The sequence below is a fragment of the Actinomycetota bacterium genome, assembly GCA_035640355.1.
Classification (GTDB): Bacteria; Actinomycetota; UBA4738; order UBA4738; family HRBIN12; genus CALGFI01.
Map to the genome: position 1 here is coordinate 74,293 of DASQWI010000018.1, position 12,893 is coordinate 87,185.

Annotated in this window: 14 protein-coding genes; 4 read left to right on the forward strand and 10 right to left on the reverse strand. The window is 67.9% G+C overall.

The window, feature by feature from the left end; all coding sequences use genetic code 11:
* Positions 1-4 precede the first annotated feature (4 nt).
* The 6 genes from VFA08_10140 to VFA08_10165 form a co-directional block, all read right to left on the reverse strand.
* Complete coding sequence (locus VFA08_10140) at positions 5-1,132, reverse strand: inositol-3-phosphate synthase (GenBank protein HYZ13949.1); 1,128 nt, start codon at positions 1,130-1,132, stop codon at positions 5-7.
* The gene (locus VFA08_10145; protein ID HYZ13950.1) at positions 1,129-1,707 is read right to left on the reverse strand and encodes a PadR family transcriptional regulator; all 579 of its coding nucleotides are present in this window, start codon (positions 1,705-1,707) and stop codon (positions 1,129-1,131) included. Before VFA08_10145 ends, VFA08_10140 begins: the two co-directional genes overlap by 4 nt.
* 109 nt (positions 1,708-1,816) lie before the next feature.
* Positions 1,817-3,043: an MFS transporter gene (locus VFA08_10150; protein ID HYZ13951.1), complete on the reverse strand. Its 1,227-nt coding sequence runs from the start codon at positions 3,041-3,043 to the stop codon at positions 1,817-1,819.
* Entirely contained in the window at positions 3,044-3,904 is an 861-nt protein-coding gene (locus VFA08_10155) for a PAC2 family protein (GenBank protein ID HYZ13952.1), read from the reverse strand. It abuts the gene before it with no gap.
* A gap of 99 nt (positions 3,905-4,003) precedes the next feature.
* Positions 4,004-4,414 (reverse strand): hypothetical protein, encoded by a 411-nt coding sequence (locus tag VFA08_10160; protein ID HYZ13953.1) that lies wholly within the window; start codon positions 4,412-4,414, stop codon positions 4,004-4,006.
* Between the two features lie 95 nt (positions 4,415-4,509).
* Positions 4,510-5,001: a DUF2269 family protein gene (locus tag VFA08_10165; protein ID HYZ13954.1), complete on the reverse strand. Its 492-nt coding sequence runs from the start codon at positions 4,999-5,001 to the stop codon at positions 4,510-4,512.
* Between the two features lie 30 nt (positions 5,002-5,031).
* Here VFA08_10165 and VFA08_10170 point away from each other — a divergent pair, with 30 nt between their 5' ends.
* Positions 5,032-5,364: a cupin domain-containing protein gene (locus VFA08_10170; protein ID HYZ13955.1), complete on the forward strand. Its 333-nt coding sequence runs from the start codon at positions 5,032-5,034 to the stop codon at positions 5,362-5,364.
* A gap of 2 nt (positions 5,365-5,366) precedes the next feature.
* On the opposite strand, the gene VFA08_10175 is transcribed toward VFA08_10170, so the two are convergent.
* The gene (locus VFA08_10175; GenBank protein ID HYZ13956.1) at positions 5,367-6,566 is read right to left on the reverse strand and encodes a cytochrome P450; all 1,200 of its coding nucleotides are present in this window, start codon (positions 6,564-6,566) and stop codon (positions 5,367-5,369) included.
* 346 nt (positions 6,567-6,912) lie between these two features.
* A complete protein-coding gene (locus tag VFA08_10180; protein ID HYZ13957.1) occupies positions 6,913-7,116 on the reverse strand; it encodes a cold-shock protein in 204 nt (67 codons plus the stop codon).
* 190 nt (positions 7,117-7,306) lie between these two features.
* On the opposite strand from VFA08_10180, the gene VFA08_10185 reads away from it, so the two are divergent.
* Entirely contained in the window at positions 7,307-9,508 is a 2,202-nt protein-coding gene (locus VFA08_10185) for a heavy metal translocating P-type ATPase (protein ID HYZ13958.1), read from the forward strand.
* A 25-nt stretch (positions 9,509-9,533) separates the two neighbouring features.
* On the opposite strand, the gene VFA08_10190 is transcribed toward VFA08_10185, so the two are convergent.
* The gene (locus VFA08_10190) at positions 9,534-9,956 is read right to left on the reverse strand and encodes a DUF1761 domain-containing protein (GenBank protein HYZ13959.1); all 423 of its coding nucleotides are present in this window, start codon (positions 9,954-9,956) and stop codon (positions 9,534-9,536) included.
* 173 nt (positions 9,957-10,129) lie between these two features.
* On the opposite strand from VFA08_10190, the gene VFA08_10195 reads away from it, so the two are divergent.
* Positions 10,130-11,056, forward strand: a complete 927-nt coding sequence (locus tag VFA08_10195; protein HYZ13960.1) for a polymer-forming cytoskeletal protein — start codon at positions 10,130-10,132, stop codon at positions 11,054-11,056.
* Here VFA08_10195 and VFA08_10200 read toward each other — a convergent pair.
* Positions 11,043-12,251 carry an MFS transporter gene (locus VFA08_10200; GenBank protein HYZ13961.1) on the reverse strand — a complete coding sequence of 403 codons (1,209 nt, stop codon included), beginning with the start codon at positions 12,249-12,251 and terminating at the stop codon, positions 11,043-11,045. The two genes, VFA08_10195 and VFA08_10200, sit on opposite strands and share 14 nt — an antisense overlap.
* 9 nt (positions 12,252-12,260) lie before the next feature.
* On the opposite strand from VFA08_10200, the gene VFA08_10205 reads away from it, so the two are divergent.
* On the forward strand, positions 12,261-12,827 hold the full coding sequence (locus VFA08_10205) for a thymidine kinase (GenBank protein HYZ13962.1): 567 nt from the start codon (positions 12,261-12,263) through the stop codon (positions 12,825-12,827).
* Positions 12,828-12,893 lie beyond the last annotated feature (66 nt).

Below are 12,893 nucleotides of genomic sequence, written 5' to 3' on the forward strand. Positions count from 1 at the left end.
GGCGCTACGCTTCGACGCTCTCGCTGTCGAAGAAGGCCGTCCAGTCGGCCGACGCGCTCTGGCCGTTCCCCAGGATGAACTCCTCGACCATCTCCCGCGCCGCGTCGTCGCTGAACTGGACCGGCGGCGACTTCATGAAGTACGCGCTGGGCCCGATCAGCGGACCGGCGACGCCACGATCGAGCGCGAGCTTCGCGCATCGGACGGCGTCGATCACGATGCCGGCGGAGTTGGGACTGTCCCACACCTCGAGTTTGAGCTCGACGTTCAGCGGCACGTCCCCGAACGCCTGGCCCTCCAGACGGATCTGCGCCCACTTTCTGTCCTCGAGCCACGGCACATGGTCCGACGGGCCGATGTGGATGTCGTGCTTGTCGAGCTGCTTGCGCATCTGCGACTGCACCGACTGCGTCTTCGACAGCTTCTTCGAAACCAGCCGTTCGCGCTCGAGCATGTTCATGAAGTCCATGTTGCCGCCGAAGTTGAGCTGGTAGGTCCGGTTCAGCTTCACGCCGCGGTCCTCGAACAGCTTCGTCAGGACGCGGTGGACGATCGTCGCGCCGACCTGGCTCTTGATGTCGTCGCCGACGATGGGAACGCCTGCGGTCACGAACCGCTGCGCCCATGTCCGGTCGGATGCGATGAACACGGGAAGGCAGTTCACGAAGGCGACGCCTGCGTCGAGCGCGGCCTGCGCGTAGTGCTTCGCCGCCTCCTCGGAGCCGACCGGCAGATAGCACACGACGACGTCGGCCTCGGCGCGGCGGAGCGCGTTCGCGATGTCGACCGGGGTGGCGTCGGACTCCTCGATCGTCTCGCGGTAGTAGTGGCCGAGGCCGTCGAGCGTCGGCCCCCGCTGAACGGTCACGCCCGTGGGCGGAACGTCGGCGAAGCGGATCGTGTTGTTCGGTTCGGAGTAGATCGCCTCGGAGACGTCGCGGCCGACCTTCTTCGCGTCCACGTCGAACGCCGCCACGACCTCCACGCCACCGACGTGGTATCCGCCGAGATCCACGTGCATCAGGCCGGGGACCGCGGAGTCGGGCTCGGCGTCCTTGTAATAGTGGATCCCCTGGACGAGCGACGAGGCGCAGTTGCCCACGCCGACGATGGCCAGCCTGACCGTGCTCATGTCGTGCGCTCCTTCCGTCGAGCTGTGCGGGTGGAACGGCGCTTCGTTCGCCCCGTGGTCGTTTCGGTCGTTCGGCGTTCGGCCGCGATGAGACCGTTCAGCCAGGCGATGTCCTGTTCGGTCGTCTCGCGCCCGTGCTGCACGAGCGAAAGCGTGTACGTGTCCCGCTGCGTCGGGAGCGACGCCGTGATCGCGTCGAGGCGCTCCTCGAGGAACGCGCGGCGCCGTTCGAGCAGCCGGATGCGGGAGTCCGGAGCGAGGTACTTGAAGAACGCGAGGCGTACCCGGAACCGGTTGTCCTCCCCGGTCGCGTCCGAGCCGGCCTCCTCGAGGAGCCGGCGGAACATCGTCTCGCCGAGTTGGGTGATGCGGTAGACGTTCTTCCGGCGCCCGACCTCCTGCACGTCGAAGACCTGCTCGACGGCGCCCTGGCGCTCGAGGCGCTTGAGCGAGGGGTACAGCGAGCCGTACGAGACACGCCAGAATCCCCCGAGCGTGTCGGTGAGGCGTTTCGAGAGCTGGTAGCCGTGCATCGACCGCTCCTTGAGGAGTCCTAGGATCGCCAGCTCCAGCACGTCGGATGACCTCCCTGTCGACGGTGGGCCGTCGACGTTGCGCTTCGATATATCGGTTCTCTATATCGAACCGATACATCTACCCTTGATCCTCAGGTTCGTCAACTCGCTAGGCGACCGGCACGCCGGTCGTTCCCCGTGTGACCGGGGCGGGATGACGGCCGGCGGCGATGGAGAACGCGGCGGCCGAAATCCCGAGCGCACCGCACGCTGCCCACAGGATCGCCTCGTTCACCGAGTAGGCGTACGTGCCGAGCACCGGCCCGACGATCCACGCGAGACCGAACATCGAGCCGAACGCGGATTGATACCGGCCCCGTGCATGTATGGGCGCGCGGTCGGCGACGATGGCCGATGCGACCGGTGACTCGATCATCTCGCCCACGGTCCACACCACGACCATGGCGACGAGCAGCGGCAGCGTGTCCGCGAACAGGAGCGTGGCGAATGCCACGCCGATCAGCAGCTCGCCGAGGGCCACGACCCGGAACCGATCGTGCCGTTGTGTCCACGAGATGACCGGTAGCTCGAACAGGACGATGATGACCCCGTTCAGCGACTGCAACAGCCCGTAGGTCGACGGCGAGAACCCGGCCGCGCGGATGTGGAGCGGCAGCGTCGACACGTTCTGCGAGTACACGGCCGCGGTGACGAGCACGGCAGCGAGGAACAGCAGGAACCCTCGGTCCGCGAGGATCGATGCGCGAGCACTCGTCAGGTGCGTCTCCTCGTGCCGTTTCGTTCGAATTCCGTGCGGCAGCAGGGCGAGCGAGATCGCGCCGAAGGCGATCGACGTCGCCGCGTCGCCGATGAACACGAGGTCGAACGAACGCTCCGCGAGAAGACCGCCCAGGGCGAGCCCGCCGGCCCAGCCGACGTTGATCGCCAGCCGAAAGAAGGTGAACGCCGTCACGCGCTGTTCGCTCGGCACGAGATCGGCGATCAGCGCACCGGCCGCGGGGCGATGCAGTTCGCCCATCGTGCCGATGGCGCCCATCAACACGACGATCAGCGCGAGCGACTCCGCCTGCCACAGCGCGAGCGTCAGCGCCCCCGTCGAGAACATCGACAGCGCGATGGCGTTCCGACGACCGATCCGATCGGCGAGCAGACCGCCGACGATCTGCGAGATGAGCCCGCCGAACCCGTACGCGCCGATCGCAAGACCGGCCTGTGGCGCGGAGAACCCGTTCTCCGTCAGGTACAGCGTGATGAACGGAAGGACGAACGTCCCGAGCCGGTTGACGAGCGTCCCGGCGAACAGCACCCACGCCGAGCGCGGCAACGCCCGGATGTTTCGACGCAGGCTCGGGCGCGGCGCTTCGGGGTCGATCACTCAGCCGAGCGGAGGCTGACCGGCCCCGCCGTCGCGCTGCTGCAGGAACCGCTCGATCTCACTCACCAGCTCGTCACCGGTCGGCAGCTCCTCGTTGTCGACGACGCTCTCGAGCCGAGCGACGTACGTCGTGGAGTCCTCGTCGGCCGCGACGGCCTGGTCGAGACGCTGTCGCTGCGCGAGCGCCTCGTCGGTGAGGCCGCCGAGCGGAACGGCCACCCCGAGGTGACGCTGGGCGTACTCCAGGATCGCGATCGTTGCAGCTGGATAGGCTCCGCCAACGTAGTGGGGGACCTGCGCGTAGAACCCGACTGCCGGGATTCCCCCGCCGGTCACCGCCATCTCGATCGTCGACAGCGCCGCTGACGGGACGCGAAGGAGGCCGTCGGGGCCCTGCCGTTCGTTGTCACGCAGAAGTCCGGGCTTGGACGCCGTAGCCAGGATGGGGACGGGACGGGTGTGCGGAACCGCCGCTGGGATCGCGCCGATGCTCACCCACTCCACGACACCGAGCGTCGTTGCGACTTCGAGGATGTCCGCACCGAGCTCGCGCCACCGGAAATCGGGCTCGGGTCCGGTGAGGATCAACACGTCGCGCTCGTCGACATGCACGCGCTTCATCGTCAGGTCCGGCCAGGTGAGCTCGGTGAGCGTCCCGTCCACGATGTCGAGGACGGGCCGTCGGGAGCGGTAGTCGTAGAGAAGATCGGACGAGAACGTCACGATCGGTTCGTTCTTTCCCGCGATGTGGTCCGCCGCCGCCGTCGATGCGCCGCCGGCGTCGATCCAGCCGTCGAACGCCGCCACGATCACCGGAGATTCGAGGGGCTCATCGACGTCGCGGAGCCGGTACAGGGGCATGGGGGCGAGGATAGCGAACGGCCCCTCGCTACCTGCTCGCCGGCCTGGTACTCCGACGATCGAGGCGGCGAAGGGCCGCTCGGTTATCGATCAGGATCGCTACGGGGTCGAGGCGCTCGTCTCGGTCGCGGTCGGGTACGTGGTCGTTCCGCTCCACTCGCCGGTGCTGCTGCCGGTCGCGCGCATGCGCATCCACGCGTATGCGCCGCCGCCGAGGGTGACGAGGAACAAGAACCACCGGCCCTTGTGCGACTTCTTCTTCTTTTCGACCTCGACGTCTTCGAGCACGTCGAGCCTCCGATCGAGCAGGTCGAACATCTTCTTGTGCTCGGTCCGGGACTCCGCGACCTCGTCGCGAAGCATGTCGTTCTCGCGGCGGAGTCGCTCGGCTTCTTCGTGCGAGCGCTCCAGCCGCTTCTCGAGCGCGCGATCCTTCAGCTGATGACCAACGACCTCTGCTCGATCGCGGGCGCTCCTGCCTACCCACTTCACAGTTGTGCCCACACTCATGATCGGGCCTCCTCTCCTGAACAACGACCGCTAGAGAGCCTACCCGTCGGGTCCGCGTCCGAACCGGCGTGCGCACGGAGCGCACTGACAGTGGTCTACGGCGTGGGCTTGGTGACCATCAGGAAGACGATGACGACCACGTCCACGGCGATCGCGACCCCGACGGCGGTCCCGCGAGCGGACAGCCGCTGCAGCTCCGCCGCATCCCCGGTTTGGATCGCCTGGATCTGTCGCCTCAGCGTCGGGGTATACACGAACAAACCGAGCACGACGGCCACTACGTAGAGCGTCAGACCGCCCGCGAGCCAGAACTGCGTCAGCTCGAGATCGCCCACCCATACCATCACCAACCCGGTCACGAGCAGGAGCGCATACGCGGGGTTTTGCGAACCGGTCGTCGAGCACCTTGATCCCGCGCAGGACGTGCAGCTGATGCTCCGGTTCTCCCGCGGCGCGCGCGAGCCAGATCCCGTAGGTCGCGTTGAACCCGACGGCGACGATCGCCATGAGCACGTGCAGGAACTTGAAGAACGTGTAGGTCGTGAGTGCGAGCAACCGCCCCTCCCTCGTCGGCGCGACGGGGCCATGCTATGGGCATTCGCTTCAGGAGGTGTTCCATGACCGGTGCCGGAACCACTTCGATCCCAGCAGTGGCCGCGGCCACGGCTCGACCGTTCGAACCGCGGGACATCGCAACGCTGAACGACTCGGTCGTTCGACTCGCAGTCATCGACGGGGAGACGCCGTGGCACCATCACCGGGACGACGAGCTGTTCCTGTGCTGGGAGGGAAGGTTCCGCATCGAGATCGAAGGTGGCCAAGTTGTCGAAATGCGCGCTGGTGACCTGTTCGTCGTGCTCCGCGGAGCGGAACACAAAGTGGCGGCGGACGAACGCGCCGTGACGATCCTCGTCGAGGCGCCGGAGACGAAACGGTTCGGCGACGACTGACGCTATGGACGAACGCGAAGGCCGGCGAGCCCGCGGATGATGTAGTTCGGCTTCCACGCCGGTTCCTCGACGAGTTCGAGGTCGGGGAACCGATCCATCAGCGTGGCGAACGAGACCTGAAGCTCCAGCCGCCCGAGCGGCGCTCCGAGGCAGAAGTGGATGCCGTTGCCGAACGTGACGTGCGGGTTCGGCTCGCGCGCCAGGTCGAGCTCGTCGGGCTGGCCGAACACGCTCGGATCCCGGTTCGCCGACCCGAACAGCAGGCCGAGCTCCGCACCGCGGGGGATCTCGTAGCCGTGGAGCTCGAACGGTTCGAGCACCCACCGCTCGAACATCTGCAGCGGCGTGTCGAACCGTAGGAGCTCCTCGACCGCGGTGGGGAGCAACGAGCGGTCCTCGCGGAGCTCCTTCAACCGTTCGGGATGACGGAACAGCGTCCACCAGCCGATCAACGTCGAGTTGACGGTGGCCTCGTGCCCGGCGTTGAGGATGAGGACGCACGTCCCGATCAGCTCGTCCTCGGTGAGCTTCTCGCCCTCGTCGACGACCTGCGTCAACGCGGAGATGAGATCGTCGCGCGGTTCGCGCCGTCGGACACGTGACAGGTCGCGGAGGTAGTCGGAGAACTCCGTGCTCGCCCGCACCGCATCGCGTTGTGACTCGAGCGGCGGATTGAGCTCGTACATCTTGCAGATGTCCGCCGACCACGGGCGAAGGTGGTGCCGATCCGCCTCGGGCACGCCGAGCATCTCCGCGATGACCGTCACCGGCAGCGGCTCGGCGACGGTCGGCAGCATGTCGAACTCGTCCATGCCGTCGACGCCGTCGACGAGCGCGTCCATCACGCGTTGCACCATCGGACGGAGCCCCTCGACGTAGCGAGGCGTGAACGCTTTGGCGACCAGGCGCCGAACCCGTGTGTGGTCGGGCGGCTCCATGTCGAGGATGCCCGCGCGGATCAGGTTCCAGAACGGCCCGTGCCATTCGGGTTCGTCGGGACGCCCCATCTCGGTATGCGTGGCGATGTGGTGGTAGGTGCGGCCGAATCGCCGGTCGCGGAGAAGCGAGTTGACGTCCTCGTACCGCGAGACGAGCCAGTGGTCGGTCGCCTCGTCGTACAGGACCGGCGCGGTGTCTCGGAGCTCGGCGTACGCGGGGTACGGATCGGCGATGAACGCGAGGTCGTTCGGAGCGAACGTCACGGCTCAAGCGTAACGAGGACGTCTCCGAGCGGCGTTGCCGTCTAGGTTCGCGAGAGGGGAGGGCGCATGGAGGGCTGCGTGTGAAGCCAGCACGAGGTGGCGGTGTTGTACACCGACAGGATCGTCGTGCACCCCTCGTGGGCGCACGCACGCCCCCGTCCGCCTTGGGCGGGAGAGTCCCTGGTTCCGGTCGGCGGTCCAAAGCTCGTGCGGGACGATTGCCTCACCATGATGCCGTGCTGCCGCGACTCGTCATGCGTCCCCTTTTTCAGTCGTCGAGAGCGAGAACAGAGTGAAGGGTCCGGCGCTTCGCGCCGGACCCTTCATGTATTCATCGGTGAAGATTTCAGACGGCTCGGACGTTTGCGGCCTGCGGGCCCTTCTGCCCTGCAGTCACGTCGTACTCGACCCGCTGGTTCTCCTCGAGGTTTCGGTAGCCCTCTCCGGTGATCGCGCTGAAATGAACGAACACATCCGCGCTGCCATCTTCCGGAGTGATGAAGCCGAACCCCTTCTCGGGGCTGAACCACTTCACGGTACCTGTTGCCACGTGCGATCCCTCCTTCCTTTCGCCGTCCGGGCCTTCGTCCTGCCCTTCGCGGCACCGGCGTGACGGCCGGCTGAGGGACTGCTCGTAGCTGGAAAACCGCGATTGGTGCCCTCAGTCGTAACGGTAGCAGGTGAGGCTCGCCGTCCGCGTGATGAGGAACACCGGACGACTGCGCTAGGTTCGAAGGAGCATGGGCCGAGATCACGAGCACCACCCGGCGCCGGATCACTCGACGGACCACGACGACCACGCTGCGCACGTGCCCACAACCGCCCCTGTCGAGCACGCGGGTCACGACAAGCACGCCGGCCACGAGATGCACGCCGGCCACGAGATGCACGCCGGCCACGAGACGCACGCCGGCCAGGATGCCGAGCACGCGATGGAGGAGGGCCCGCACGCTGGCCACGGCGGGCACGACCGTCACGCCGGTCACTCCATCGAGATGTTCCGGACCCGGTTCTGGGTCTGCCTCGTCCTGACGATCCCGGTCCTTCTGTATGCGGAGGGCCTGTGGGACCTGTTCGGCCTGACGGCGCCGGACCTTCCCGGCGGCGAGGCCGTGTCGTTCGTTCTGGCGACGGCGATCTACCTCTACGGCGGCTCGGTCTTCCTCCGCTCCGCAACGCACGAGATCAAGGCGCGGCTTCCCGGCATGATGACGCTCGTCTCGGTGGGCATCACCGCGGCCTACCTCTACAGCGTCGCGACGACCTTCTGGGTCGAGGGCGAGGGCTTCTACTGGGAGCTCGCGACGCTCGTGGACATCATGCTGCTCGGTCACTGGATCGAGATGCGCGCCGTCGGGCGGGCGGAGGGCGCGCTGTCGGAGCTGGCGAAGCTCCTGCCCGACACAGCCGAACGCATCAACGGTGACCGAACCGAGGAGGTCGCCGTCTCCGAGCTCCGACAGGGCGATGTCGTGCTCGTGCGACCGGGCGGCCGCATCCCCGCGGACGGTGAGGTCGTCGACGGCGAGTCCGACGTGGACGAGTCCTCGTTCACGGGAGAGTCGAGGCCCGTGGGCAAGCGTCCGGGTGCCCACGCGATCGCCGGCACGGTCAACGGTTCGGGAGCGCTCCGGATCCGCGTCACGCGCATCGGCGAGGAGACGGCGCTCGCCGGCATCGTGAGGCTCGTCGAGGAGGCGCAGGCATCGAAGTCGCGAGCGCAGGACATCGCCGATCGCGCCGCGATGGTCCTCACGTTCGTGGCCATCGCCGCCGGTCTCATCACGACCGTTGCGTGGCTGCTTGCCGACCGAAGCGGCGATTTCGTCGCAGAGCGCGCCGTCACCGTCGTCGTCATCGCGTGTCCGCACGCGCTCGGTCTGGCCGTTCCCCTCGTCATCGCCATCTCCACGACGCTCGCCGCGCGGAGCGGGCTGCTCGTTCGAAACCGCCTGGCCCTCGAGAACGCGCGCGAGCTCGACGTCATGGTGTTCGACAAGACGGGAACGCTCACGCGCGGCGAGATCGGCGTCGTCGGCATTGCGTCGGACGGCGCGAGCTCCGACGAGAGCGTCCTCGCCTTGGCGGCCGGTCTGGAGCAAGGGAGCGAGCATCCGCTGGGGCGAGCGATCATCGAGGAGGCCTCGAGCCGCGGCGTGAAGCCGACGACGGTCTCGAACTTCGAGGCGCTGAAGGGACGAGGAGTGCGTGCCATCGTCGACGGCCACGACGCGTACGCCGGCGGCCCCAGCCTGCTCGACGGCCTCGGCATCACGGTCGACGGCGATCTCGACGCGCGCGCCGGGAAGTGGGCCTCGGAAGGAAGGACCGTCGTGCACGTCATCGAGGATGGCCGGGTGATCGGGGCCATCGCGCTGGCGGACGTGATCCGCCCGGAGTCTCGCGAGGCTGTTCGACGCCTGAAGGACGTGGGGATCCGCGTCGCCATGATCACGGGAGACTCCGAGGACGTCGCGAACAGCGTCGCGGGCGAGCTCGGCCTGGACGAGTACTTCGCGCAGGTGTTGCCCGAGCACAAGGCCGAGCGCGTGAAGGAGCTGCAGCGCAAGGGCCTCCGCGTGGCGATGGTCGGCGACGGCGTGAACGACGCCCCGGCGCTCGCTCAGGCGGACGTGGGGATCGCGATCGGCGCGGGAACGGACGTGGCCATCGAGACTGCGGACGTCGTGCTCGTCCGAAGCGACCCGCGCGACGCGACGCGGGTCGTCGGCCTGTCGAAGACGAGCTACCGCAAGATCCTTCAGAACCTCGCCTGGGCCACTGGCTACAACGTCGTCGCCATCCCGCTCGCCGCGGGGGTGCTCGCCCCATTCGGGATCCTGCTCGCGCCGGCGGTCGGAGCGCTGTTGATGTCGGTGAGCACGGTGGTCGTGGCCCTCAACGCACAGCTCCTCCGGAGCGACCCGAACCTCGCCGGCTGACCACGCGGCCTATGCGTGCAGAGGCCTAGTCCCAGACGGTCACGATCACCGAGACGAGCAGGTACGCGATCACGTTGAAGATGCCGCTGATGGCGAACCACACGCCGGGCTCGGGCTTGCGCTCGTAGAGGGCTCCTCCCGCGAAGATCATCAGCGCGAGACCGACGCCGGTCACGACCCCCAGCACTATGCCTTCGCCGACGGTCTCGGATCCCGTGGCGCGAGCGAGCGCCGCAAGGGCAACGGCCGTCACGAAGTAGAAGACGAAGGTCACGACGAAGATCAGTGGGTTCGGTCGGAACCCCTCGGGCATCTCGATGCCGAGCGAGCGCTGCCACGGCCGGCCGAGGACGGGTGGGGCGTACCAGATCGCCCCGAGCACGAACCAAGCGATCGTAGCGACGAGAACCGCCAGGTAGTTGACGTCGCCGAGCACGTCGAACGACATGAGGACCTCCCTTCCCTGCCTTGGATACGGCGGAGGGCCGTTCACGGGATGTTCATAGGAGCGGAATGCCCTTCGGCAGGCGCCGACGACGTGGCGGCGATCCCCGGTGTCGAGGGAGGGCGCCACTTCGGCGCGATAGGGTGAGCGCTCCCAGACTCGGAGGAGGGGCCGCCGTGTCGACGCTCGCCCGTTCGCTGATCCTCAGCTTCATCTGCGCATTCGTTCTTCTCGTATTCGGCGCGCCGGCGCTCGCGCAGGAAGACGACGGGAAGGATCACGTGGTGATCACTGGTGGTCTCGTCGTTCCGGCCGGAGAGACCGTGACGACGGCCGTCGTGTTCAACGGGCCGGTGTCGATCGAGGGCACGGTCTCCGAGTCCCTCGTCGTCTTCAACGGGCGAACCGAGATCTCCGGAACCGTGAACGAGGACGTGGTCGTGTTCAACGGGCGCGTCACCGTCCGATCCGGCGCGGAGGTGGGTGGCGACCTCTTCAGCCGCAGTGACGCCGTGGTCGAAGACGGTGCCACGGTTCGCGGAGAGGTCGGCGCCGTGCCCACGAAGTTCGACTTCGAGGACACCTGGTTCCCCGGCCGGATCGCGTGGTGGATCGGATACACGGTCTCGACGCTCGTCCTCGGGTTGATCCTGTTCCTGTTCGCGCCCCGTCTCGACGACGCGATCGCCGGAGCGTTCAAGAACCGCCGGGGTGCTTCGATCGGTTTCGGGATCGCTTTGTTCTTCCTCATCCCGATCGTCGCGGTGCTGTTGCTCGTGACGATCGTCGGGATCCCACTCGGGTTGTTCGTGCTGCTCGCGCTGGCGCTCCTCTATACCGTTGGCTACGTCGCGGGGGCCCAGGCGCTCGGGCGGATGCTCGTGAAGCGGTCGAAGTCGGCGCTTCCGGCGTTCCTGGCGGGACTGGGGATCCTTCGATTGATCGCGCTCGTTCCGATCCTCGGTGGGGTGACGTGGCTCGTCGCTTCGGTCGTGGGACTTGGCATCCTGGCCGTCGCGGCACGCAGCAGATCGTCGACGGCCATGGCGTACGAACCCGCGGCCCCGCCGCCTCCGCCGCCGTCGCCGATCATGCAGAGCTAGTCGTCGGGGCGGTCCGACCGCTCTCGCGGACCGCGCCGGCCACGGCAGCGACGATGACGCACGCGAACACCGGGATGACGAACGCGGCCCGATAGCCGACCCGGTCCGCGGTGAACCCGACGACGATCGGTCCGAGGATGGAGCCGAGGTACCCGGCGGTCAGAACGATGCCGAGCCCGCTTCGAGCGCCGTCGAGCCTCAGACGCCCGGCGGCGCGAAAGGCCAGCGGTACCGCAGGCCCGATGCCGAGCCCGAGCAGGAAGAACGCGGGGATCGACACCCAGGCAGTGTTCACGACCAGAGCCGTTCCGAGTGCGGTGGCGCCGACGCCCTCGCCGAGGCGAACCACCACCGACGCCTCGAACCGATCCAGGGCTCGGTCGATGACGAACCGAGAAATCGCCATTCCAGCGGCGAACGAGACCACGCCGAGTCCGGCCGTCCCCACGGTGGTGCCGACTGACTCGTTCAGGTAAACGGCGCTCCACTCGGCAGCGATGCCCTCGGTCATGAACGCGACGAACGCGATCAAGCACAGCAGCACGACGCGCGGGACGCGCCCGCCTCGATCGGGGGTGACCTCGTCACCGGTGAACTCATCACGCACCTCGAGCGGCGACAGGAGCCATTGAAGGATCGGGAGGCTTGCCCCAGCGAGGAGGGCGGCCACGGCCGCGAAGTACACGACGATGTCGAGTCCGGCGGCGACGGACACCGAGGCCAACGCGGCGCCGCCGAGCATCGACACGCTCCACGTGCCGTGCATCGCCGACATCACGCGTCGTCCGTACCGACGCTCGACGTCGACGGCCTCCGCGTTCATGGCCACATCGAGCAGGCCGCTGACGAGCCCGAGCGCCGAGAACGCGGCGAACAGCGAGGGGAGGCCCCGCGCAAGGGGAAGCAGCGCGAACGCGGCCGCAAGCAACGGAACGCCGACGCGAACGGTAGTCCTGCCGCCGGCGCGGCGCATCGCGGGCGCGGCCAACCGCGTTCCGACAACAAGTCCGGCGGCGAACCCGGTGAGGGCGAGGCCGAGGCCGGCCGCGTCGAGATCGGATCGCGCCTTCAGCCGCGGGATCCACGGCCCGAGGCTGCCGGCGACGACGGCGTGCACCGCGAACGTCGTCGTGACGGCCACTCGGGCGCGACGGAACGGTGCTCGAACCGGGTCGGCGCGCATGGAGAAGGGCATGATGCACAGGTGGAGGAACGAGCAGGCCGGCTCGAGGTGATCGCCGGCCCGATGTTCGCCGGCAAGACGGAGGAGCTGCTCCGTCGCGTTCGCCGCGCCGTGATCGCCGGTCGCCGGGTCGAGGTGTTCACTCATGAGCTGGATACACGTGGACAGGGACGGATCGCGTCGCACGCGGGCCTCGACTTCCCGTCGCGAGCGGTCTCTTCGGCGTCTGCGATCGCTCGCGACGCCGACGCCCTCGTCGACCTCGTCGCGATCGACGAGGCGCACTTCTTCGGAGCCGAGCTGGTTCCCGTCGCGGAGGAGCTCGCTCGACGGGGCATCGTCGTGGTGATCGCGGGCCTTGATGTGACGTTCGCCGGCCAGCCGTTCGAGCCGCTGCCGTCGCTCATGGCCGTGGCGGAGAGCGTCGACAAGCTTACGGCGATCTGCACCGTGTGCGGAGCCGACGCCGTGTTCCATCAACGCGTCGGGGGCGCCGTCGCGGGCGACACCGATCTCGTCGCCGAGCACGTCGGCGGGAGCGAGAAGTACCAGGCACGGTGCCGGCGCCACTTCGCGCCGACCGACTAGTCATATCCGTCCGGAACCATCGGCGGCTCGGTCCGGTCATCTCCTCGGAAGGTCATCTCCTCGGTA